This is a genomic window from Burkholderia sp. 9120 (genome assembly GCF_000745015.1).
Lineage (GTDB): Bacteria > Pseudomonadota > Gammaproteobacteria > Burkholderiales > Burkholderiaceae > Paraburkholderia.
This window is the reverse complement of sequence record NZ_JQNA01000002.1, coordinates 1327419-1347981: the sequence shown is the minus strand read 5'-3', so window position 1 is coordinate 1347981 and position 20563 is coordinate 1327419. Positions and strand designations below refer to the sequence as shown.

30 protein-coding genes are annotated in these 20563 nt (G+C 62.5%); 20 read left to right on the top strand and 10 right to left on the bottom strand.

Annotated features, from left to right (window positions below; all coding sequences use genetic code 11):
• Positions 1–11 precede the first annotated feature (11 nt).
• The 9 genes from FA94_RS14260 to FA94_RS37280 form a co-directional block, all read right to left on the bottom strand.
• Complete coding sequence (locus FA94_RS14260) at positions 12–428, bottom strand: hypothetical protein (protein WP_035552170.1); 417 nt, start codon at positions 426–428, stop codon at positions 12–14.
• Complete coding sequence (locus tag FA94_RS14255) at positions 425–1693, bottom strand: ParB/RepB/Spo0J family partition protein (RefSeq protein ID WP_035552167.1); 1269 nt, start codon at positions 1691–1693, stop codon at positions 425–427. The genes FA94_RS14260 and FA94_RS14255 overlap by 4 nt, the downstream gene beginning before the upstream one ends.
• Positions 1686–2054: a hypothetical protein gene (locus tag FA94_RS14250; protein WP_035552164.1), complete on the bottom strand. Its 369-nt coding sequence runs from the start codon at positions 2052–2054 to the stop codon at positions 1686–1688. Before FA94_RS14250 ends, FA94_RS14255 begins: the two co-directional genes overlap by 8 nt.
• Positions 2047–2289, bottom strand: a complete 243-nt coding sequence (locus FA94_RS14245; protein WP_035552161.1) for a hypothetical protein — start codon at positions 2287–2289, stop codon at positions 2047–2049. The genes FA94_RS14250 and FA94_RS14245 overlap by 8 nt, the downstream gene beginning before the upstream one ends.
• Positions 2286–2741 carry a hypothetical protein gene (locus FA94_RS14240; protein WP_035552159.1) on the bottom strand — a complete coding sequence of 152 codons (456 nt, stop codon included), beginning with the start codon at positions 2739–2741 and terminating at the stop codon, positions 2286–2288. Before FA94_RS14240 ends, FA94_RS14245 begins: the two co-directional genes overlap by 4 nt.
• Positions 2738–3082 (bottom strand): hypothetical protein, encoded by a 345-nt coding sequence (locus FA94_RS14235; RefSeq protein WP_035552157.1) that lies wholly within the window; start codon positions 3080–3082, stop codon positions 2738–2740. The genes FA94_RS14240 and FA94_RS14235 overlap by 4 nt, the downstream gene beginning before the upstream one ends.
• 127 nt (positions 3083–3209) lie before the next feature.
• A complete protein-coding gene (locus tag FA94_RS14230) occupies positions 3210–3437 on the bottom strand; it encodes a hypothetical protein (RefSeq protein ID WP_035552154.1) in 228 nt (75 codons plus the stop codon).
• Between the two features lie 135 nt (positions 3438–3572).
• A complete protein-coding gene (locus FA94_RS14225; protein ID WP_156126630.1) occupies positions 3573–3833 on the bottom strand; it encodes a hypothetical protein in 261 nt (86 codons plus the stop codon).
• A gap of 160 nt (positions 3834–3993) precedes the next feature.
• Positions 3994–4515, bottom strand: a complete 522-nt coding sequence (locus tag FA94_RS37280; RefSeq protein ID WP_081935930.1) for a helix-turn-helix domain-containing protein — start codon at positions 4513–4515, stop codon at positions 3994–3996.
• 103 nt (positions 4516–4618) lie between these two features.
• On the opposite strand from FA94_RS37280, the gene FA94_RS37995 reads away from it, so the two are divergent.
• From FA94_RS37995 to FA94_RS14140, 16 genes are all read left to right on the top strand, one after another.
• Positions 4619–4852: a helix-turn-helix domain-containing protein gene (locus tag FA94_RS37995; RefSeq protein ID WP_081935928.1), complete on the top strand. Its 234-nt coding sequence runs from the start codon at positions 4619–4621 to the stop codon at positions 4850–4852.
• A gap of 94 nt (positions 4853–4946) precedes the next feature.
• Entirely contained in the window at positions 4947–5471 is a 525-nt protein-coding gene (locus tag FA94_RS14210) for a hypothetical protein (protein ID WP_197070289.1), read from the top strand.
• Between the two features lie 70 nt (positions 5472–5541).
• Positions 5542–6927 (top strand): replicative DNA helicase, encoded by a 1386-nt coding sequence (gene dnaB / locus FA94_RS14205; RefSeq protein ID WP_035552144.1) that lies wholly within the window; start codon positions 5542–5544, stop codon positions 6925–6927.
• Positions 6928–6959: 32 nt separating this feature from the next.
• A complete protein-coding gene (locus tag FA94_RS37560) occupies positions 6960–8102 on the top strand; it encodes a helix-turn-helix domain-containing protein (protein ID WP_197070205.1) in 1143 nt (380 codons plus the stop codon).
• Positions 8103–8116: 14 nt separating this feature from the next.
• The gene (locus tag FA94_RS14195; protein ID WP_063771780.1) at positions 8117–8596 is read left to right on the top strand and encodes a hypothetical protein; all 480 of its coding nucleotides are present in this window, start codon (positions 8117–8119) and stop codon (positions 8594–8596) included.
• Positions 8597–8849: 253 nt separating this feature from the next.
• On the top strand, positions 8850–9359 hold the full coding sequence (locus FA94_RS14190; RefSeq protein WP_051980571.1) for a hypothetical protein: 510 nt from the start codon (positions 8850–8852) through the stop codon (positions 9357–9359).
• Positions 9256–11415 (top strand): phage terminase large subunit family protein, encoded by a 2160-nt coding sequence (locus FA94_RS14185; protein ID WP_035552137.1) that lies wholly within the window; start codon positions 9256–9258, stop codon positions 11413–11415. Before FA94_RS14190 ends, FA94_RS14185 begins: the two co-directional genes overlap by 104 nt.
• Before the next feature lie 34 nt (positions 11416–11449).
• Positions 11450–11656, top strand: coding sequence for a phage head-tail joining protein (locus tag FA94_RS14180; RefSeq protein WP_035546374.1), 207 nt, complete (start codon positions 11450–11452; stop codon positions 11654–11656).
• Positions 11653–13212 carry a phage portal protein gene (locus tag FA94_RS14175; protein WP_051980570.1) on the top strand — a complete coding sequence of 520 codons (1560 nt, stop codon included), beginning with the start codon at positions 11653–11655 and terminating at the stop codon, positions 13210–13212. The genes FA94_RS14180 and FA94_RS14175 overlap by 4 nt, the downstream gene beginning before the upstream one ends.
• Entirely contained in the window at positions 13199–14344 is a 1146-nt protein-coding gene (locus tag FA94_RS14170; protein WP_035552134.1) for a head maturation protease, ClpP-related, read from the top strand. The genes FA94_RS14175 and FA94_RS14170 overlap by 14 nt, the downstream gene beginning before the upstream one ends.
• A 45-nt stretch (positions 14345–14389) precedes the next feature.
• Positions 14390–14734 carry a head decoration protein gene (locus FA94_RS14165; protein ID WP_035552131.1) on the top strand — a complete coding sequence of 115 codons (345 nt, stop codon included), beginning with the start codon at positions 14390–14392 and terminating at the stop codon, positions 14732–14734.
• Between the two features lie 46 nt (positions 14735–14780).
• Positions 14781–15782, top strand: a complete 1002-nt coding sequence (locus FA94_RS14160) for a major capsid protein (protein ID WP_035552129.1) — start codon at positions 14781–14783, stop codon at positions 15780–15782.
• Positions 15783–15784: 2 nt separating this feature from the next.
• Positions 15785–16081, top strand: coding sequence for a head-tail joining protein (locus tag FA94_RS14155; protein ID WP_035552126.1), 297 nt, complete (start codon positions 15785–15787; stop codon positions 16079–16081).
• A gap of 22 nt (positions 16082–16103) precedes the next feature.
• Positions 16104–16649, top strand: coding sequence for a phage tail protein (locus FA94_RS14150; protein WP_035552123.1), 546 nt, complete (start codon positions 16104–16106; stop codon positions 16647–16649).
• 67 nt (positions 16650–16716) lie between these two features.
• The gene (locus FA94_RS14145; protein WP_063771779.1) at positions 16717–17283 is read left to right on the top strand and encodes a hypothetical protein; all 567 of its coding nucleotides are present in this window, start codon (positions 16717–16719) and stop codon (positions 17281–17283) included.
• Entirely contained in the window at positions 17280–17960 is a 681-nt protein-coding gene (locus tag FA94_RS14140) for a phage baseplate assembly protein V (protein ID WP_035552120.1), read from the top strand. The genes FA94_RS14145 and FA94_RS14140 overlap by 4 nt, the downstream gene beginning before the upstream one ends.
• On the opposite strand, the gene FA94_RS14135 is transcribed toward FA94_RS14140, so the two are convergent.
• The gene (locus tag FA94_RS14135; RefSeq protein ID WP_035552118.1) at positions 17957–18424 is read right to left on the bottom strand and encodes a hypothetical protein; all 468 of its coding nucleotides are present in this window, start codon (positions 18422–18424) and stop codon (positions 17957–17959) included. The genes FA94_RS14140 and FA94_RS14135 overlap by 4 nt on opposite strands.
• A gap of 130 nt (positions 18425–18554) precedes the next feature.
• On the opposite strand from FA94_RS14135, the gene FA94_RS14130 reads away from it, so the two are divergent.
• From FA94_RS14130 to FA94_RS14115, 4 genes are read left to right on the top strand one after another with little or no spacing between them, the layout of a single operon-like run.
• A complete protein-coding gene (locus FA94_RS14130; protein ID WP_035552116.1) occupies positions 18555–18788 on the top strand; it encodes a hypothetical protein in 234 nt (77 codons plus the stop codon).
• The gene (locus FA94_RS14125) at positions 18788–19120 is read left to right on the top strand and encodes a GPW/gp25 family protein (RefSeq protein ID WP_035552113.1); all 333 of its coding nucleotides are present in this window, start codon (positions 18788–18790) and stop codon (positions 19118–19120) included. Before FA94_RS14130 ends, FA94_RS14125 begins: the two co-directional genes overlap by 1 nt.
• Positions 19117–20004 carry a baseplate assembly protein gene (locus FA94_RS14120; protein WP_035552110.1) on the top strand — a complete coding sequence of 296 codons (888 nt, stop codon included), beginning with the start codon at positions 19117–19119 and terminating at the stop codon, positions 20002–20004. Before FA94_RS14125 ends, FA94_RS14120 begins: the two co-directional genes overlap by 4 nt.
• Before the next feature lie 35 nt (positions 20005–20039).
• Complete coding sequence (locus FA94_RS14115) at positions 20040–20552, top strand: phage tail protein I (RefSeq protein WP_035562111.1); 513 nt, start codon at positions 20040–20042, stop codon at positions 20550–20552.
• Positions 20553–20563: the final 11 nt, after the last annotated feature.

Here is a 20563-nt window from a genome sequence, read left to right as displayed (position 1 = left end):
TCTGTTTCTCCTCAGATCAACGCAGGCCGCAACGCGCGCTCGAGTTGCATCAATCCCGTTTCGAGGGTGACTCCGGCAGCGCCGGCCCACGTGCGCGCCTCTTGTGCCGCTTTATGCCGGCTATAGCTGCCTGTCTCGTCGCGCATGAGGTCGAGTAGTTGTACGTCTGCGCTGCGAGCGATGACGTCGACCAGCAGACGGATCTCGATGCGCAAGGCGTCGAGCTGCGCGAGGTTAGCGAGGCGGGTATCCGACTCGCTTGCCTTCTTCTGGATCGCTTTGGCGGGCACGAGCCCGTTGCTGTTGACGTCGTTGTTCGATGCGTGCGCCGGGACGGCGCCAGCGAGGGAAAGCCTTGGGCGTTTGTCCGCTGCTTCCCGCTTACGCGGCAGCTGACGTGGGGTAGAAGTGGCCGCGCGAACCGTCATTTGGCGATCTCCTGTGCCATCTCCGCAGTCCAGTCCGGGTCTGGCATCGCCCAAAGCTTGTCGAGCCACGCGCGTACCGTTGGCGCTTCCTTTGTGCTTGTCGTATGGGCTTGGTCAAGTGCGCGCGTAAGTTCGCTCACTGCCGCACGGATCGCCTGCACGCGTGTCGGGTACGTTGACGCGAAGTCATTCATCGAGGGCAGGCAAGACGTGTAGCTGTTGCCAACTTGCAGCGTGGTGGAATAGATCCAGGCACCTTCGTCAGGCTGTGCGAGGTGAATCTCAGCCGGCGACCGCCCGGTCCGCCGCACGCTCGGCGCACAGATAGTCTCGCATTCAGCAAAGACGCCGCTGGCATTGGGGCAATGAACAGGACGCCTTTTGCGTTTGGTCGATACAGCGTCGAGCAGATCCGCGTGTGGAGTGAGCGCGGCATGGACGCCTGCGATCGTGCCGGGTGAGAGCTTGCCAAACACCGGGTCGTGCAGGACCGATTGCAACGCCTGCAAAAGTTGCTTTGCCTGGACATCGGTGATCTTGTGCGTGGCGGGTTTGTCGAGAGCCTTCTTTGTGACCTTCGCTTTTCCGCCGGTTGATACTTTTGCAGCGGCGATCTGAAAGCGTTCTAGCGCTTTCTCGCCACCGTGCGCGCGGATCTCTTCGATAGCCAACGTCGACGACACAACCTTGTCGCGGACAAGCTTGTGTAGCGCTGCTGGCGCGCGGGCGAGCAACACGACATCGCGGATCGTCTGGTCGGTGATGTGCAGGCGCTTGCAGATGGTCGAGTTCGACTCGCCCAACTCCTGCAGTTCGATCACCTTCTCGGCGAGCTGCAGGGGCGTCAGCTTTTCGCCGTCATTGGTCGTGATGCCGGCATAGATAAGATTCGTGCGATTGACCGACTTCGCATCGTCGATCACGATAGGCAGGCGGTCAATCTCAGCGCCCTCGGCGATGGCCAGAAGTGCACCGTGGTAGCGATGCTGGCCGGCGTACACAAAAATACGGTCTTCTCCGCCGATCTTGCGCACGAAGCAGCCAAGCGGTTGCTTACGGTCATAGCCGTTGGCCTTGATTAGCTCGGCAAGATGGCGCACGTGATCTGGATCGAGCGGGCGTACGTTGTCTCGCGGGTCGCAATGGATCTCGCTGGGCGGGACGGTCCACAAGTCTGACGATCCTCCGCCGGCGGCTTTGACTGCTGCTTTGGTGTTGCCGGTGACGATCATGGCGTCGAGTACGAGGGGGCTGGTCTTAGGCATGTTGGCTCTCCTGCGCGCGAGGAATGCCTCCGACGTCCGCGAGCGTGACGTCATGTCCGACAGCATACGTACGCCCGGCGGCGCTCCATTTGATTTCCATCGACGTCGGCGGGTAGTGACGCAGTGTTTCGTCGAAGGGCTCGAGGGGAGTTCCTGCGAGCCAGTAGACGAGCCGTTCGTCTACATAGCGGATGGCTTGATTCGCTACGGTCGAGTGGACCAACATCTGCAGCTCAGCGCGGACGGCGGGCTTGTCGGCGTCAACCAGCGCGTTCTCGATGTCGCTAATCGTGAGTGGGGTCGCCGTACTGGCGAACAGGCTGATCAGTGCCTTGCAAATGGGGGAGAGGTCATTAACCATGTTGCCTCCGGAGGCGGGAGTGCAGGCGCACGCGCAGGAACGGCCGTGCGAAGCAAAGCGTACAGAACGCGACGACGATGACGACGAAGAGCTTGCCGGCTGACACGCCGGCGAAGAGCCAGAGAACTGTGTCGGCGAGGCCGAACAGGTAACCGATGTGACGTTGCTGAACGGGGCCGGTGAAAAACCACGCTGTGCAACAAGTGGTGAGGGCGACTAGGAGGGCGAAAGTCACGCGGCCTCCTCGGACGGCTGTCCGCGAAGTTGTGTTGCGAACTCGGCAGAACAGTCGAGGCGTACTCGTACCTGGGTCTTTGGTCGGCGCAGAGTGACGTTGCTGAGGAAGCCGTCGACATATGCCTCCTCGACGATCCAGCTGCGCGCGAGGAAGGCGGAGGCCATGCGATCCGGATTTGCTATCGAGTTGCGGATGCGGAGCGCCCTTTTTCGGCGCATCGTCTCTGTGCCACCGCAATCGACGAGATACATCGAATAGCGGTCGACCGAGTAATAGACCCCGATCTCTACCAGCGCGGCAAGATCCGCTTCGATCGCGATAATCATCTTGGCGGCCAACTTCAGCTCTGCCACGCGATACGCGTGATCCCATTCCGCAGCCTTCACGATTGCTGCGTAAGTGGTGGGATGCTCGCGTTTGGTGGACTGCGGCGCGCGGCGGCGGCTCACGCTGCCTCCTTCACGCGCAATGCACGGGGCTTGCGCTTTGCCTTGGCAATCGTCTTGTCGGCCAGCGCGACGGCGATGCGGCGTTGGTGCTTCGTGATGGCCGTGTGGCAATCCTCGACGTTCGGCACGGAGATCGATGTGTGAACGACCGTCGAGCCGACCATGATCATGTAAAGCGTATAGACACTGCCATGCAATGGACGGCATGCGACAACGTATTGGCCGACCATCATGGTCGTCGTTGCACGCGGCGCCATCGGATCGTATTTGACGATCGAGCGGAGGCGAATGGTGTCCCGGCGTGACGGCTCGGTGGGAAAAGTAGCGGTTAGTTTTGGCATTGCGGTTTGGCTCGATATAGCCAGCGGGATGACGTTGTCCGTCCGGCGTGGATTGATCGGCTGTCTCGGACGGCTTCGATGCCGGTTACAGGCAGCGAGGCAGATACGCAGCGCAAAGGTCGTCCGACTAGGTCGTGACGCGATAGGTGGAAAGCGGAGCTTCGGCCTGATCAGGCTGGCAAAGCGAGATGCCTATGACGATGGCGGCGAATACGAAGACGGCTCGCCATACCGTGGACTTTTCAAAGTCACTTTGACGGACGATCGTGAAGCCTTCGGGGATTTCCGTTGGCAGCCCTTGGATGGAGCGAAGCCACGCCTGGCGTGCTGGCGAATGCTTGTCGACACTTTTCATGATGTTCTCCGGGGTACGCAGGATCGCGTTGGGACCGAAGATTACCCATTTATGGCAATGCGTGTCAATCCATTAATGGATATTCAAACGTAAGAAAGCGTAGCCGAAACCCGTTTGGGTCTCGGCTGCTACTGGCTAAGTGCGTTGACGCGCGACGATCGCGATCGACAGTTGAGCCGCAAGCGACAGAGCTACATCCACTGCCGCGCTCTCATTGATGTAGGTCGCTGCCAGAAAAGCCAACGAGAGGATGCTGCCCAGGCAACTGAAGCCGCGTTGATGGTGGGTGGTTGGTCGACTGCGGCGTTTTGCCCGGAGTCTACGGGCAAGGTTTTCGAGTTCGTCGGCAATGAGGTTGATCTGTTCCGGCTCGATCGCCTCAGTCACGGATGACAAGCGCCCATCGGAGCGCAGAACCACCATTGCGGTGGCTATAGGTAGCGCGTGGGGGTCCTGAAGTTGTGCGTCTGCAGTCGCCTGAATGAGCTTCGCCCTGCGGGCGAGTGGATGTTCTTTGGTGCATCGGGGCTGGTCAGGGCGCCGATACTGCTCGATGCTAATTACCCGTGCGACGTCTTGCTGGCTTGGTCTCTGAGTGCGTTGTTTCATGGTTCGTGAGCGTGTTATCGTTTGGCTCACGAAGCGCGGGGCGCATGACTTGCGCCAGTTCGTCAATGCTTAATTCCCTGAGGTCGGAGAGGCGAATGAATTCCCCGGCGACTCCCTCCGGACGGGGTTTAGTCTGATTCTCATATCGCAGGAACCGGACATAACTCGCGACTTTTTCCTTGTCGATCTCCGACAGGCCGCCCAACTCCGCATGGTCGCGGGGGGGCTCGACAGTGCCGGTATCAAGATCCTCCATCAATAGCTGCGCCGGAGTCACCCTGAACGAATTCGCGATGGCCTCGATCACATCGAGTTGAGGGTGTACCGCAGCCGTCAGGACGCGCTGGATCGAACTCTGCGAGATCCCTGCTTTGCGCGCGAGCGCCGTCTGTGTGGCCAGGGTCGGGTGGCCATCCATCAGTCGCCGTATGTTGCGGGCGAGTATTTCGTTCGCGCGTTTTGCTGTCATGTAGGCATGTTGCCAAATATGGTTATCTCATAGCGGGTAGTTTTCGTTGCAGAAATAACCATTAAAGGGTATTCTCCCGGTTCGTTTATCACGGGAGGCTGATATGGAACAGCATCACGAACAGTGGCTCAGCGCCGTCCGTCGGCGTCTTCTTCGCGAGAAGGGCAATTTGCGCAATGTGGCAGCCCAATCGGGCGTCCCCTATCCGACGCTCACCAAAATCACCAGCGGCGTAGTTTCCGATCCGCGCGTCTCCACGGTACAGGCGTTGCACGATTACTTCGCGCGTCGCCCGGAGCAGGCGGCGGCGTCTGCTGGCGCTTGTGCGTCTCATTGAAGTCTTTTCGAGTATCTACACGCCTGCATCCTAAAAGCGTGGGTCTGGCGTGCACAGTATGAAAGCGCACAAATGCAAAGAGGGCACATACCGGATGACCTGTCGATACAGCGAAACAGAATGGCTTGACGTCTTGTACTCGTCAGTGCGCAACACACCCGGCGGTGTGGCAGACGCGGCGAACTTCCTGACGCTGCGACGCGGCAAGAATATCGCCACAGAGTCGTTACGTCTGCGACTGCGTGGTGAAGGCGATAACCGTCTCTCGATGGAAATGTTTGAATTGCTGGTCGAGTGGATGGAAGAGAAGCGTCAGCCGCACTATCTGGACCCGTTACACGCGCTTAACGAGCGCTTCGGCCTAATCGCTGAAAGGCAAAGCGACGCCTCCTTGGCCGAGGTCGACGGCACTCATGACGTAGACGCGCTCGCCCGTGCGACGCTCGATCTTCAGGTGCATGTCGGCGAAGTCGCAGGCGAGGTGGTGCGTGCGGTTGCTGATCGCCGGATTGACCTGCATGAGGTCGAGCAACTGACGGTCGTGAGCCGGAAGGGGCAGCGCCTCTTCCAGCGTCTTATCCACACGGCCACGCGCCTCGCCAAACTGCGGCGCAGGTAGCGTCGCCGGTCGGCTGCGGTTGAACGCTGCGGCGACTACACCACGAACCCACCGAATATCACGGAGAACCATGGGCGCACTCGACCCATTGGAAGCGCACGCCCCTACAGGACCCACCGGGCCCATTGCGTCGATCGAATCTGAACACGCGGTGCTGGGTGCGTTGCTGCTGGATAACAGCGTGTATGACCGGATCGGCGACATGGTCGCGATCGATGATTTCACGCTGACTGAAAACCGCGTCATCTTCCAGGCGATCAGCGGCCTGATACTCGCCGCGCAGCAGGCGGATGTGGTGACGGTCTTCGAGCGATTGCAGTCAACGGGCGCGAAGATCAAGCGCCCGTTGCAGTACCTCAACGAGCTCGTCCAGTCGACACCGAGCGCGGCGAACATCGTGCGGTACGCCGAGATCGTGCGTAACCGGTCGATGCTGCGCGGGTGCCTGCGCACGGCCCGTCAGGTGATCGACCTGTGTCACCACACGGGCGGGCGCGAGGTGTCGGAAATCATCGACCAGGCGCAAGCCTCCTTCCTGCGACTGTCCGACACCGAGCGGCGCAAGGACGACGGTTTCAGGCCGATGCAAGGTACTTTGGCCCGCGTGCTCGAGCGGATCGACGAACTGTCCCAGCGCGAAGATAAACGCGGCGTCACCGGGACCGCAACCGGCTTCGACGATCTCGACCGGCGCCTCGACGGCATGCACGAAGGCGAGCTCATCATCGTCGGCGGCAGGCCGTCGATGGGCAAGACCTCGTTCGCCATGAACATCGCCGAACACGTCGCCGCGCGCCTGCAACTGCCGGCAGCGGTTGTGTCGATGGAAATGCCTGAGGAGCAACTGGTGACGCGCATGCTCGCGTCGGTCTCGCGAGTGAACCAGCATCGCCTGCGCACGGGCACGCTTGACGAAGAAGACTGGTCGCGTGTCACTCACGGCGTGCAGGTCATGTCCGGCGCGGACATCCGGATGCTGGAAGGCGCGTCGCTTACGCCATCGATGCTCAAGACCCGGCTCAGACGCCTGCATCGCGAGTGCGGCCAGCTTGGCATTGTCGTGATCGACTATCTGCAACTGATGTCGGGCGATGGTGCGAATCCGGAAATGCGTGCGGTTGAGGTGAGCAGCATTTCGCGGGCGCTGAAGCAGATCGCCACCGAACTGCGCGTGCCGGTTATCGCGCTGTCCCAGCTTAACCGCGGCCTCGAACAGCGGCCCAACAAGCGCCCGGTGATGTCCGATCTGCGCGAATCGGGTTCGATCGAACAGGACGCGGACGTGATCCTCTTCATCTATCGCGACGAAGTCTACAACCCGGACAGCCCCGACAGGGGCACGGCCGAAATCATTATCGCAAAGCAGCGCAACGGGCCGATCGGCACCGTGCGCCTCGCATTCCAGAACGCCATTACCCGGTTCGAGAATTTTTCGGAGCCGGACGCGGGCTATTGAGATTCAAGCATCAAAGATTGAGCAACTGACCTATGACGACTGTTTCCCCATTCTTCACCTGGCGACGCGCGATGACGGAGAGCGATCTGCCGTCGACGACCAAGCTGGTCCTGTTCGTGATTGCCGAGTACGCGAACGCGATGGACGACATCTGCTGGCCGTCGATCGGCACGATCGCGGGCAAGGCGAGCCTGTCCGAGCGCTGTGTGAGCAACCACCTGGTGGTCGCCGAGAGCAACGGCTGGCTCACGCGCTGGCGCTCGCGCCGGCCGGCACGCCGCTGGGCGCACGCGCATTACCGGCTGTCGGTGCCGAAGGAGATCGCATTGCGCCAGCGCGATGTCATCGACTTCGATCTTGCTGCCGGCGCACAGGAACCTCATCCGGAACCTGATTCCGTTGTTGCTGAAAACTTCGGCAACTCCGAACCACGTTCCGGTGTTGCACATCAAACAGGCAATCACGAACGTCGTTCGGGTGAACCCGCTGCATTACCCGAACGACGTTCCGGCGGGCAGCCGGAACATCTCGCGGGAGACGCCATAGAGACGGCGGATTCGCAAAGTTACCTGAACCACGTTCCAACTAGTAAACCAGTAAACAGAAGTACATATAAAAACCTCTCTAAACCTCAACCCACGGTGGTGAACGAAGCCATAGCTGGGCAGAGAGAGGATTTCAGCGAAGTCCAACGGCAAGGCGAGGCAGGTGAGTTAGCCCATGCGGTAGCCCATGAAGCCAGCACAGCAGAGTCGCTTGCGGCCTGGATGCTGGCGCGTATCCGTGTACGGCTGCCGGACTTCGGGATGCCGGACATGCCGGCGTGGGTGGCAGAGATCCGGCAGATGTTGCAGGTCGACGGGCGCGATGCGCGCCATATTGCCGGCCTGTTCGGCTGGGCTGATCGCGACCGGTTCTGGTCGAAGGTAATGGTCTCGCCCGCACGGCTGCGCAAGAACTGGGACGAAATCCGGCGTCGGCGCAACGATGCACTCGCGGCGAAAGCGGCGTCGGGCAATGCATCAACGGGCGATACATCGGCGCAGGCCGACGACCGGCAATGCGGGCACGCCGAAGGCGGATGCCGCTGCACGCGGATCGCGACCACCATCATCGGTGCCGGCTCATCCCGGCGTGGCTATTGCCGGGCACACATCGGCCAGTACGAAGACTGAACGGGGAACAACTCATGACGCTGGATGAACGTTTGAACAACTGGGCGAAGGCGATGCGCGGGGGCAGTGGCCACGGCGATACGCTGGTCGCGTCGATCTATTTTCCGAACGTGGGCGGTCGCACCGTCAGCTCGGCGCTCGACACCGACGATGCGCAGAAGGTCGAGCGCGCGTGGCAGCGGCTGATGCCGCTTGATCGCAAGATGCTGCAGATGCACTTCGTGTGGGGCGCATCGCCGGTCTTCATCTGTCGGCGACTCAAGCTGAAGGTGCGGCCCACGTCGATCTTCGATCTGGCGCTCGCGCATGCGAAGCGTGCGATCGGAGAAAAGTTGCTTGAGTCGACGCGTGAACCGAAGCGCGAGTACGTGTCGATGCAGGCCATCATCGACCGGCTCGATGGCCAACGCGATAGTCGATGCGGTGGCCGGCATGATGATCAGTACGACGATCAACCCCAACCCGTCACGCAGACGCTTGCAGAAATGAAATAGCTCAACTACACTTCGGCCTTACAACTTGATTCCGGTATTTACCGAGTGACGCGGCCTGTTCCGGGTCGCCGCACGTCCGGAAGAAACTGAAGCCTCGCCGCTCCTGCGCCGGGGCTTTTTTGCGTTCTGTCTTTGCCACCAGACCGGCGTGGCGCGGATGCAAACCGGCCGGGGACCCTATGGCCGCTGGAGACACGGGGGCTCACACCCGCGTTTTTTCTCTACTGGCGATTTTCCAAGGGGGGTCATATTCATGCCAACCCAGCAGCAGATTGCGGATCACCTCGACCTCGACCAGTCAGCCGTCTCGCGTCTTGTCGAGAAGCTCGGCATCGACTACCGGCAGGCGTTGATGGATGAGATCCGCGTTGAATACATCCGGCACCTGCGCGGTATCGCGGCGGGCCGGGTGGGCGATGGCGGGTACGACCTCGCGACCGAGCGTGCGATGACCGAGCGGGTAGAGCGCGAGATCAAGATCCTCACGCTCGCCGAGAAGAAGGGACAACTGGTCAACGCGGAGCAGCTGGAACGCGCCTATGGTCAGATGGTCAGCGCATTCCAATCCGAGCTCGTTTCTCTTCCGGACAAGCTGGTCCAGGAGTTACGCACGCTCTACGGTATCGAGATCGATGTCGAAATCCTGAATGGGCATATCAATGGATGCCTTGAACAGTTGGCTCGATACGAGCCAGACGGTGCACGCGGTGCTGAGGCGCCTAGCGAGCCTGCTGAAGCCGGGGGAGAAGCTTTCGACGACTGAATGGGCACGCCGGCATCGACGCTTAAGCGCGAAGGCTGCCGCGAGTCCCGGCCGCTACAACCCGGACATCACGCCGTGGGTCCTCGGTATGCATGCAGCGCTCGATGATCCGCGCGTGCAGAAGATCGTGTGCATGAAGTCGGCGCAGGTCGCGTGGACCGATGGCGTGCTGCTGAACTACATCGGACGGCGGATCGATATCGATCCGTGCCCGATGATCATCATGTTCGCGAAAGAGAAGTCAGCCAAGAAATTCAATCTCGAAAAATTCGAGCCGATGGTCGAAGTCACGCCGCGCCTGCTGGCCAAACTGCCGGTGAAAGCCGGGCGTGACAGGAACAACCTGTGGGATCACAAGACGTTCGCGCGCGGGTTCGTGAAGTTCATCACGTCCAACGCACCGGACGATGTGAAGTCGACGCCGGCACCTGTGGTCGCTGTCGAAGAACCGGACGACGCGAACCAGAACGTGCGCGAGCAGGGCGATTCAATCACGCTGCTCGAGGAGCGCAACAAGAGTTATTCGGACAGTCGCCGCAAGGTGATCTTCGGTGGTACGCCCACGGTCGATGGCTTCTCGCGCATTGCACAGGCGTATGAGGCGTCGGACCAGCGGCGGTATCTGGTGCCGTGTCCGGATTGTGGCGAGGAACATGAACTCGCGTGGGACAACGTCACGTGGAGTGAGGATGCGGAGAAGCCGCACGAGGTGTTCGGCCTCGCGCGTCCCGAATCGGCTCGTTACACCTGTCCGTTCTGCGGCAGCCTGTGGGACGACACTGCGCGCTTTCGCGCGGTGCGTCGTGGGCGCTGGCAGGCAACCGCGGCGTTTCACGGCGTGGCCGGCTTCCGGCTGAATGAACTGGTGTCGCCGTTTCCGGGCTCACGCATGGCCGAGCTGGTCAAAAAGCGGCTCGTCGCGGAGAAGGCGCTGCGTGCCGGTGACGACACGAAGATGCGCTCGTTCGTGAACAACACTGAAGGGCGTCCGTACCGGTACGAGAGCGACATCCCTGAGATCGAACTGCTCGCGGCGCGTGCGCTCGACTATCCCGTCTTCACGGTGCCGTCTCGCGCGCTGCTGCTCACGATCGGTATTGACGTGCAGCACGACCGGATCGCGGTGGTGCTGCGCGCATGGGGCCGTGGGGAGGAAAGCTGGCTCGTCCTGTGGGACGAGATTTACGGCAACGTGCTCGAACAGGGTACCGATCCGATGGGCGGTGGCGTATGGGGCGCACTGACGGAACTGCTCACGCAGGGCTATCGTCATGCAAACGGCTGGGTTTTGCGCATCCGTGCGGCGTCGATCGACTCGTCGGACGGCTCGACCTCAGATGCGGTGTATCGCTATGTGCGTGTCGCGCAGAAGCGAGGCATCAACATCATGGCGATCAAGGGTGCGAAGGATGTCGGGGCCGAAGTCTTCAGTGTGCCGAAGGCCTCGGTCGACTCCGTGCGCAACAACAGCAAGGCGGCGAAGTACGGCCTGCGCCCTTACATGGTGGGCGTGAGCAAGGCAAAAGACCTGATCCTCGACAACCGGCTCAAGCTCGAAGGCGATGGTCCCGGGCGTCTGCACTGGTATCAGGGCGTGCGGGCCGATTACCTGCACCAGCTGACGGCGGAAGTGAAAGTGCCGGGGCGCATCGGCGGCAAGCGCGTCTGGCAGAAGAAGGCGGGCGCGCGCAACGAGGCGCTGGATTGTGAGGTGTACGCGTTGCACGCGGCGCGCAGCATCAAGACGCACCTCATGACAGAGGCGCACTGGATGCTCGAGCAGAACCGGCTCGCGCAGGCATCGCTGTTTGACACGATACCGGTGGCGACAGGCCTGCCGGTAGCGGGAGATATTGTGGGTCCTGATATGAACGAGGCAACCGCGCCTGAAGCAGAAGCCGCTGAACCAGACAAGCCGCCTCACGCCCCGCCAGCGGTGACCAACTCGGTGATCACCGCACCGCAACACCCCCCACCCGGAACCCCGCCATCGAGCGGGGTTTCGCGTTTTCAGGGGCGGCGCACGGGTCGCTCGGCGTATCTGAAGCGCAGGTAACCGCGCAGTTGAACATTTTTTTCTGGAGCAACGCATGGCCTATACCGCAGCAGATCTTGCCCGCATCCAGTCCGCCATTGCAAAGGGCGAGCTGGAGGTGCAGTACGCGGATCGCAAGGTCCGCTATCGCAGTATCGCCGAGTTGCGGGAAGCGCAGACGGAGATCGTCCGCGCACTTGATCGCGCCAATCCGCGCTCGCGCGTGTTCAGGCTGCGACACGGCGGCAAGGGGATCCGATGAAGAGCGCGGGTTCGGTCGTTTATCCGTCGCTCGCACGACGTGGGTTCGTGATGCCGACCCGTCTGAAGGCATCGGCCTATGAGGCGGCAGGATCTTCCGGCGCACGCGGCCGGTCGTGGCAGACCTCGCGCGCCGGGCCGAATGCGGCCGCCGTGCAGAACCTGCCGCTGCTGCGCAGCCGCGCGCGCGATGCGATCCGCAACGATCCATGGGCGAAGACCGCGATCTCGCGGCTCGTGTCGAACACGATCGGCACAGGCATCCAGCCGCACCCCCAGCATCCTGATCCGGTGATCCGCCGGCAGCAGAAGCAGTTGTGGGACGACTGGGTGAGCGAGTCGGACGCGGATGGCCTGCTCGATTTCTATGGCCAGCAGACGCTTGCCGCGCGCGCGTTCTTTGGTGACGGCGAGGTCCTGTTGCGGCGCAGGATCCGTCGGCTCGACGGTTCGCTGTCCGTGCCGATGCAGTTGCAGGTACTCGAGGCCGACATGCTGCCGGTCGACAAAAACGAAGTGCAGCCCCGTGGCGGCGAGATCGTCAGCGGCGTGGAGTTCGATGGCGACGACCAGCGTGTGGCCTACCACCTGCTGCGGCGTCATCCGGGTGAATACAGCCGGGCATCGTCCGGTTCGCTGCTGACGACGCCGGTGCCGGCCGACGACATCGCGCACGTGTTCCAGCCGTTGCGCGCCGGCCAGGTGCGCGGCGTGCCCGAACTGTCGACGGTGCTGCTGCGGTTGCACTCGCTCGATAACTTCGACGACGCGGTGCTGTTCCGCCAGGAGATCAGCAATCTCTTTGCGGGGTTTCTTGTGAAGCCTGACACGGAGCCCGGCCTGCCGGGTGACCCAGTGACGGGCGACGGCCTCACTTTCGATACGGACGGTTTCTCGCCGGTGGTATCGCTCGAACCCGGGACCGTGCAGGAACTCGCGCCTGGCGAAGACATGCGTTTCGCGACGCCGCCGGGCGCAGGTGCCGACTATAGCCCTTTCATGCGGCAGCAACTCATGGCCGCCGCAGCGTCCGTTGGCATGCCGTACGAAATCCTCACGGGCGACCTGCGCGAGGTCAGTGACCGCGTGCTGCGGGTGCTGCTGAATGAGTTCCGGCGTTCGGTCGAGCAGGTGCAGTGGAACATTTTTATTCACCAGTATTGTCGCCGCGTATGGGCGTGGTGGGTCGATGCCTGTGTGCTGTCGGGCGCGATGGACATGCCGGATTTCCATCGTACGCGCCGCGAGTACCTGCGCGTGCGCTGGGTGCCGCAGGGCTGGCCGTACATCCATCCGGTGCAGGACGTGAACGCGCAGAAGCTCGCGATCCGCTCGGGCCTGACGAGCCGCTCGGCGTCGATCCTGAAGCAGGGCGAGGACCCGGAGCAGGTGGATCAGGAGAACGCGGCCGACAACGCGCGTGCCGATGCACTCGGTCTGCGCTACGACACGGATCCACGCTCGCGTGATATTGCGGGCGATGTTGCCGATGACAGCCCAGGCGATGCACGAAACACGCCCCCTTCAAAGACAGGAACAGCAGATGAAAAACCGTAAGTGGTGGGATATCCGCGCGCTCACGAACGCGCAGGGCACCTCGGTGGCCGAGATCCGGATCTATGACGAGATCGGCTTCTGGGGTACGGACGCGAAGACCTTCGTGGCACGGCTCGATGAAGTGGCTGCGGGCGCGGATGAAATCGTCGTGGCGATCAATTCGCCGGGTGGCGACGTGTTCGACGCCTTCGCGATCTACAACGCGCTGCGCCGGTACGCGGGCCGCGTGACCACACGGGTGGACGGTGTCGCCGCATCCGCTGCCTCGCTGGTCACGATGGCCGGCGACCGCGTTGTCATGCCCGAGAACGCGATGCTCATGATTCATAACCCGTGGACGGTCGCCGCTGGTACGTCGACGGATCTGCGCGCGACGGCGGACTCGATGGACAAGGCGCGCGACGGCATTCTCGCTGCGTACCGCAACAAGAGCGGCAAGAGCGACGAAGAACTCACCGCGATGCTCGACGCCGAAACGTGGATGACGGCGGCCGAAGCGAAGGAGGCGGGCTTTGCTGATGAGATAGAAGCGCCGGTGAAGCTGTCTGCGAGCGTGCGCGCGGCAGGGCTGCTCGCGCGGTTCCCGACTGCGCCGTCTCCGGTTCAGGCGCTGGTTGACGAAGCTCTGGATCCGGCTGCCGGCAAACCGGAACCGTCGCCGCATCAGCCCGAGCAACCGCGCATTCCGACGCCCGACCCGACACCTGATCCCGTCGCACCCGAGCCTGAATCGCCTGGCGTACTTGCTGCGCACGTGTTCAGTGCGTGCCGCACGGCGAATCTTTCCGCGTGTGCGGAAAGCATTGTCACGCTCACCGGCCTCAAGGATCGCGCAACGATCGACGCGGCCGTGCGCAACGCGTCCGAGATCGCGGGGCTATGTGTCGCGGCAAAGCTGCCGGAACTGACCGCGCAGTTCGTCTGCGACGGGCTGAACGCCGATCAGGTGCGTGCGCGTCTCTTTGATCGCGTGACGCAGGCGCAACCCCGCGTGAACAGCCGGCAACCGAATACCGGCGGCAGCGGTGCGAATGGCGGGGCCGTCACGCTCACGGCGGGGCCACGTGCCTCGTCGATCTACGCGGCCCGCAAGGGCCGCACGCATGGGCAAAGTTACCCGCACGCGAAGTGACCAAAGTCACTTTGACAGACCAGCAAGGCGCAAAGGAGCGACCGTATGAATAGCATCAGGACACAGGGCACTTTCACCGGCGAGTTTCTTCTGTCGGAAGGGCCGGGCCGCATTTCCCGCGAACAGATTGTCGTTGCGAAGGGCGACGCGTTACCCGCAGGACAGCTGCTTGGCACGACCGGCACGGGCGAATTCGCGCCGTATAGCAACACGGCGACCGATGGCTCCGAGATCGTCACCGCGATTCTCTACGGGCCGCTCGCCGCGTCGGATGAGCCGCGTGCGGCAGTCGGCATCGTTCGGCTTGCGGAGGTCACCGCGCAGCGTCTCACCGGTCTCGACGCTGCGGCGCGGGTGGATCTCGCCGCGCACTACGTGATCGTGCGCTGAGCGCCCATCACGCCATCTATCTATCCATTCCAGTCAGGAGCTTCTCATGGCGGATATCGCCCTTCTCAATGACGACGCATTTTCCTTGTCGTCGCTCAGCGCTGCGATCAACGAGCAGCCGCAGGTGCCCAGTCGCCTCGCCTCGCTCGGCCTCTTCGAGGAAGAGGGCATTACCACGACGGTGGTGCAGATCGAGCGCGATGGCGACACGCTGGCGCTCGTGCCGGCCGGCCAGCGCGGTGCGTCCGGCACGATCGTCGTCGGCAGCAAGCGCAACATGATCCCGTTCAACACGGTGCACCTGCCGCAGCGTGCGGCGATCGGCGCGGATGAAATCCAGAACCTGCGTGCCTTTGGTTCCGAGTCTGAACTCGAAGCCATCCAGACGGTTGTCAACAAGCGCCTCGCGAAGATGCGCCGCCAGCTGGATGCGACGCACGAATTCCACCGCATCGGTGCGATCAAGGGGCAAATCCTCGATGCAGACGGCAAGTCGGTCGTGGCCGATCTGCTCAAGCAATTTGGGATTACGCAGACCGCGATCGAATTTGTACTGGATCAGAAGAGCACGGCGTTGCGTACGGAGTGTCTCGAATTGCTCGACGCGATCGAAGATGCGCTCGGCAATACGCCTTTTACGGGTGTACGGGTGCTGTGCGGCCGGGGCTTCTGGAGCCGCCTGATCGTGATGGACTCGATCAAGGAAACGTATCTCGCGACCGCCATGGCTTCTGCGTTGCGCGGCGATCCGCGCGACACGTTCGAGTTCGGCGGCTGCACCTTCGAACGCTACCGTGGGCGCGTGGGCGATGTCGGCTATGTTGCTGACGACGAAGCGTGGGCCGTCCCCGAGGGTGTACCGGAACTTTTCATTACGCGTTTCGCGCCGGCCGACTATATGGAAACGGTCAACACGAACGGCCTGCCGTACTACGCGAAGCAGGAACTGATGGACTTCGGCAAGGGCGTCGAGCTCGAGGCGCAGTCCAATCCGATCCATCTGTGTACTCGCCCCAAAGCCGTCATTCGCATCCGCGCAGGCAAGTGACCGTGTCTTTCCGCGACCTGGTTGTGGAGCTGGACGATGCGATTGTGCGAGACCTCGCCGACGACGGTATCACCGTCGACGGTGAGCAGGTGCGCGGCATGTTCGCCGCGCCGTGGGTCGGTCCGGATCTCGGGCGGCAGCGTACGCAGCTGGAACACCCGCAGGTGAGCGTGCGCGATGCCGAGGCCGTGCGGGTAGCAGAGGGCAGTGTCGTGACCGTCGGACGCGATTCATACGTCGTGTTCGAACTGCAACCCGACGGCACGGGCTGGACGGTGCTGCTGTTGCGGCCGCGCTGAAACTTCGACTGGGAGTGGTTGCATGGACGCACTGAAGGTCGAGATCGATGTCGGGGCGGTCACTGCCGCCCTGCAGGGTTTGTCGCCACAGGCCATGCAGGCCGCGTGGCGACGCACGTTGCGCAAGACCGCAGCGTGGATCAAAACCCAGACCGGCAAGGAAGTATCAAAGGGCACGCAGATCCCGCAGAAGGCGATCAGGAAGCGCCTCTATTTCTTCATGCGCTCGGCTGATACGGGCAAGGTGTGGCTCGGTCTGAACCCGATCGAGGCGCACCGGCTCGGCTCGGTGCGGGAGACTAAAAAAGGCATGCGTGCGGGGCGCTTCACGTTCGATGGCGCATGGCGGCAGACGAAGGCGAAGCCAGATGGTGCGCTTTACCAGCGCACGGGCAAAGCGCGCACGCCGTTCGAGGTGGTGACCGTGGACTGGTCGAAGACAGGCGACCCGGCGTTCCGGCGGGCGGCAAGGATGTGCGAGGAGCGCCTCATGACAATCCTGCGTCAGGAGGTGAACTATGAGATTCAGAAAGCACTGGGAGGTGTGCGTCGTGGACGGGGTAACTAGTGAAGTAGCTGACGAGGCTCACAGCGGTGCCGACCGCGCCGACATCCTCACGAAATTGCACGACGCGATGATCGCGGGGCTGCGTGCACGGCTGCCGGACATCACGCCGATCGATGCCTATCCGCGTATCGGCAAGCGGATTCCGACGCCCAGCATCGCGGTCGAACTCTCCGAGATGGAACCGGGACACGATCCGGGCACCGGGCAGACGTCGCTGATCGGACGTTTCCAGGCGCGCGCGATTGTGGATCCGCTCGATCCGCATGCGGACCTTGCGGTGCGCCGGCTTGCCGCGCGTATTGCGTGCGCGGTGCACGGCGAGACATGGGGCGCGTCTGTTACTCCTGCAAAGCTGGTGCAGATCGGCGACGATCCATTCAAACCCGAGCTGGACGCGTATCTCGTCTGGCTGGTCGAGTGGACGCACGAATTCGATGCCGGCGACGCGGCAGACCCTGCGTTCCCGCTTCCATCACTCCCGCCGGGTAATGGGTCGCGTGCATCGACCGTGGTGTGGGGCGTCAGTCCGGACGTGGGCGCTGCGCATGAGGCGGCCTACGTCGATCCGGCGAGTCTGGATCTGTATCACGTCGGCCTCCACGGCGAGAACGGCGAACAGGGTGAGCGTGCATGAGCGATTACGACATCGGCGAGATGGACCGGCTGATCGCGAACATCGTCCAGGCGGGCTACATCGACGAGGTGCAATACGACCCGCCCCGGTGCCGGGTTCGCAATGGCGAATGGGTCAGTGCGCTTCTGCCGTGGAAGACATTTGCCGCTGGTCGCGTGCGGACATGGTGTCCGCCGTCCGTCGGAGAACAGGCGGTGGTGCTGGCGCCATCGGGCACGCTTGCCGCCGGTTTTGTGCTGGCTGGCTTTTACAGCGACACGCACGGAAGTGCGAACGGTCATGCTGCGAACCTGACCGCGACGGACTATCCGGATGGCGCGCATGAGCACTACGACCACGACGCGCACGAGTATGTGTTCTCGGTGCCGGCGGGAGGGCGCATCGTGTTCCGCATCGGTGGCACGCAGATGGAACTGACAGCGCAGGGCATTACGCAGAGCACGCCGAAGCTGCTGGTCGATGCGCCAGACTCGACCTTCACCGGCAACAGCACGACCGTCAAGCGCCTGACGTTTCAGGGCGGCATGACGGGCAGCAATAGTGAAGGCGGCCCGGCCTCGGAGATCGACGGCGAGGCGCATTTCACGGGCGAGGTGACCTCGCAGGGTGTGTCGCTGCCGAAGCACCAGCACCGGGAAGAGGGCGACGGCAATCTCGTGAGTCCGCCGGTTGGCTAGCGAACCGCAGTAAGTACCGCGTTCCATGCGAGCGACGCGCCAGTTGAAAGCGCGTAAGTGACGCCTTTTTTCATCGCCTCAGTGACGCCGTTCTTCGCACCGTCTACGAGGTATTCCCCGATTGTCTTGGTGCCGTCGGGCGTATTGTCTAGGGACGCAGGGGTGGCCTTCAGCACCTCCAGTCCCTTGGAAGTTAGCGTTGCGTCGAAGAATACGCCCCCGTTGGTCTCGGTTTCGAATTCGATGTAGCCGGCTGATGAAAGCCAGCGCACGGTCGCGCAGAAGAAGTTCAGTGCCTTAAATGTGGGTCCATCGATGTCACTAAAGTCAGCAAACGCTTTGTCTACGTCGACACCGTACTTGGATGCTTGCAGTGAGATACCCACCGGAAAATTTTCGTAGAGCGACGCGAAGATCCTCGCCGTGAGTAGATCAAAATTTTCAATGTTGGAGGTCGTAATCATGATTTGGGAAATATTGTTCTAACAACCATAAAAGCATACAGGAGGTCGCTGACCTTGCGTGTGCGTCAGATTTGGACAGAAAAGCTACTTTGGCCTCGCGGATGCGAGGCTTTTTTATTGGAGTTTCCTTATGCCGAAAGAGCCTGTTGCCGCCGCTGCTTACGTTCGTGCGCAAGTCGATGCGTCGATGCCGGTGATTTTCCGCGATCGCATGTTTCGCTCACGCACATTCGTGTTCGTCGACGGCAGCACCGCGCCGGTCGTCAACAGCCGGATTACGGTGACCCTCGCGCAGCAGATTGCGGAGATCGAACGGCACACCGATTTTGAGCGTCTCAGCGACGATGCCGGCGATGCACGCTGATGGCACTCACCGGCATGAACCGCACAACGGGTGCGCCACTAGGCGGGCTCGACCACCTGCGGCAGAGCATCGGCGACATCCTGTCCACCCGACGGGGCACGCGTCGCGAGCGGCCCGACTACGGTAGTGACATTCCCGCCATGGTCGATCTGCCCGTTACGCGAGGCTGGATCTCGGCCGTGCAGGCTGAAGCGGCGCGGGCGATCGGGCGCTGGGAACCGCGGATCAGGCTCTCGCGCGTGACGGTGGTGTCGGTGGTCGGCGGGGCCGTGACGTTTCGCCTGGCCGGTATCTACGCGGGTGACGACACTGTTTTTGAGGTGAGTACGTGACAACCATTGATCTGACCGCAATCGACCCACCGGACCTGGTCGATACGCTCGATTTCGAGGATATCTATCAGGAGAAGCTCGCGCATTTCCGGTCGATATACGAAGACTGGAGCGCGGCGCTCGAATCCGATCCGGTCGTCAAGCTGATCGAGCTCGCCGCATACCGCGAGGTGCGATTGCGTGCGCGTATCAATGACGCCGCCAAGGCGGTCATGCTCGCGTTCTCGACCGGTGCGGATCTCGAACACCTCTCCGTGCTCTTCGATATCGAACGCGCCACGGTCGACCCCGGTGATCCGTCCGCGAATCCTCCGGTCGCGCCGGTCTTCGAAGGCGACGAGCGGCTCAAGCTGCGCACGCAGATGTCGATGGAAACGGCGACCGTCGCGGGCCCCTCGGGCGCGTACGTGGCGCTCGCGATGAACGCGTCGCCGGATGTGCTGGACGTGTCGGTCGACCAGCCCGAAGCGGGCACGGTCCGCCTGACGCTGCTCTCGGCGAAGGGCAACGGCGTGCCGGATCAGGCGCTGCTCGAGCGCGTACGCAATGCGGTCTCGCCCGAAGACGTGCGCCCGCTCAATGACACGGTGATCACGGCGGCTTCAGCCCCGCTCGACTTCGCCATCGAGGCTGATCTGTACATCGGCGAGGGGCCGGATCCTGACGTCGTGCTCAAGGCCCGGCTTGAGGCGCTGGAACTTGCCGTAGCGAAGGCGCGCAAGCTCGGCGCAGGCATGTCGCTGTCGGCGATCTTCGGGGCGCTACATCCGCCGGGCTCCGGCGTCGAAGACGTGGAGCTGATCTCGCCGTCAGCGTCCGTCGTGTGCCAGCGCCACCAGTTCGCCAATTGCACGCAGATCAGACTGAATCCGAAGGAGGCGTGATGTCAGATCCAACTGGCAAGCCACCGACGCGGCGTATGCGTGAGCCGCTCCTGCCCGCAAATCAGACGCCGCTCGAAGCGGCGCTTGCCCGCGTGATGGAGCCCAAGGTCGATCCGGAGATCCTTCGCACCCTTTGGGATGCGGATCGCTGTCCGTCCGGCTGGCTGCCGTGGCTCGCCTGGGCGCTCGCGGTCGACGGCTGGGAACTCGCGGACTCGGACGAAGCGAAACGATCCCTGATCAAGGGCTCGCTTGAACTCCACCGTAAGAAGGGCACGGCGTGGGCGGTGCGCGAAGTGATCCGGCGGCTCGGCTTCGGCGAGGTGACGCTGATCGAGGGGCGGCTTGCCCGTCGGCGCGATGGCTCGATCACGCGTAACGGCGACTACCTGCATGGCTCGCGTAGTGCGTGGGCCGAGTACATCGTCAAGCTGCACCAGCCGGTGACCGATGAGCAGGCCGCGCGCCTGCGTGCGGCCGTGGAGCGCTACGCCCCCGCACGCAGCCGGCTGGCGAAGCTCGAATACGTTGCCGCTGCCGGTAGGTAAGAACGATTGCA

Excerpts from the sequence above, each read along its gene's own strand:
- FA94_RS14260 (WP_035552170.1), bottom strand. The coding sequence starts at position 428 with ATGACGGTTCGCGCGGCCACTTCTACCCCACGTCAGCTGCCGCGTAAG.
- FA94_RS14255 (WP_035552167.1), bottom strand. The coding sequence starts at position 1,693 with ATGCCTAAGACCAGCCCCCTCGTACTCGACGCCATGATCGTCACCGGC.
- FA94_RS14250 (WP_035552164.1), bottom strand. The coding sequence starts at position 2,054 with ATGGTTAATGACCTCTCCCCCATTTGCAAGGCACTGATCAGCCTGTTC.
- FA94_RS14235 (WP_035552157.1), bottom strand. The coding sequence starts at position 3,082 with ATGCCAAAACTAACCGCTACTTTTCCCACCGAGCCGTCACGCCGGGAC.
- FA94_RS14230 (WP_035552154.1), bottom strand. The coding sequence starts at position 3,437 with ATGAAAAGTGTCGACAAGCATTCGCCAGCACGCCAGGCGTGGCTTCGC.
- FA94_RS37280 (WP_081935930.1), bottom strand. The coding sequence starts at position 4,515 with ATGACAGCAAAACGCGCGAACGAAATACTCGCCCGCAACATACGGCGA.
- FA94_RS37995 (WP_081935928.1), top strand. The coding sequence starts at position 4,619 with ATGGAACAGCATCACGAACAGTGGCTCAGCGCCGTCCGTCGGCGTCTT.
- FA94_RS14210 (WP_197070289.1), top strand. The coding sequence starts at position 4,947 with ATGACCTGTCGATACAGCGAAACAGAATGGCTTGACGTCTTGTACTCG.
- dnaB (WP_035552144.1), top strand. The coding sequence starts at position 5,542 with ATGGGCGCACTCGACCCATTGGAAGCGCACGCCCCTACAGGACCCACC.
- FA94_RS37560 (WP_197070205.1), top strand. The coding sequence starts at position 6,960 with ATGACGACTGTTTCCCCATTCTTCACCTGGCGACGCGCGATGACGGAG.
- FA94_RS14195 (WP_063771780.1), top strand. The coding sequence starts at position 8,117 with ATGACGCTGGATGAACGTTTGAACAACTGGGCGAAGGCGATGCGCGGG.
- FA94_RS14190 (WP_051980571.1), top strand. The coding sequence starts at position 8,850 with ATGCCAACCCAGCAGCAGATTGCGGATCACCTCGACCTCGACCAGTCA.
- FA94_RS14185 (WP_035552137.1), top strand. The coding sequence starts at position 9,256 with ATGGATGCCTTGAACAGTTGGCTCGATACGAGCCAGACGGTGCACGCG.
- FA94_RS14180 (WP_035546374.1), top strand. The coding sequence starts at position 11,450 with ATGGCCTATACCGCAGCAGATCTTGCCCGCATCCAGTCCGCCATTGCA.
- FA94_RS14175 (WP_051980570.1), top strand. The coding sequence starts at position 11,653 with ATGAAGAGCGCGGGTTCGGTCGTTTATCCGTCGCTCGCACGACGTGGG.
- FA94_RS14170 (WP_035552134.1), top strand. The coding sequence starts at position 13,199 with ATGAAAAACCGTAAGTGGTGGGATATCCGCGCGCTCACGAACGCGCAG.
- FA94_RS14165 (WP_035552131.1), top strand. The coding sequence starts at position 14,390 with ATGAATAGCATCAGGACACAGGGCACTTTCACCGGCGAGTTTCTTCTG.
- FA94_RS14160 (WP_035552129.1), top strand. The coding sequence starts at position 14,781 with ATGGCGGATATCGCCCTTCTCAATGACGACGCATTTTCCTTGTCGTCG.
- FA94_RS14150 (WP_035552123.1), top strand. The coding sequence starts at position 16,104 with ATGGACGCACTGAAGGTCGAGATCGATGTCGGGGCGGTCACTGCCGCC.
- FA94_RS14145 (WP_063771779.1), top strand. The coding sequence starts at position 16,717 with ATGATCGCGGGGCTGCGTGCACGGCTGCCGGACATCACGCCGATCGAT.
- FA94_RS14140 (WP_035552120.1), top strand. The coding sequence starts at position 17,280 with ATGAGCGATTACGACATCGGCGAGATGGACCGGCTGATCGCGAACATC.
- FA94_RS14135 (WP_035552118.1), bottom strand. The coding sequence starts at position 18,424 with ATGATTACGACCTCCAACATTGAAAATTTTGATCTACTCACGGCGAGG.
- FA94_RS14130 (WP_035552116.1), top strand. The coding sequence starts at position 18,555 with ATGCCGAAAGAGCCTGTTGCCGCCGCTGCTTACGTTCGTGCGCAAGTC.
- FA94_RS14125 (WP_035552113.1), top strand. The coding sequence starts at position 18,788 with ATGGCACTCACCGGCATGAACCGCACAACGGGTGCGCCACTAGGCGGG.
- FA94_RS14115 (WP_035562111.1), top strand. The coding sequence starts at position 20,040 with ATGCGTGAGCCGCTCCTGCCCGCAAATCAGACGCCGCTCGAAGCGGCG.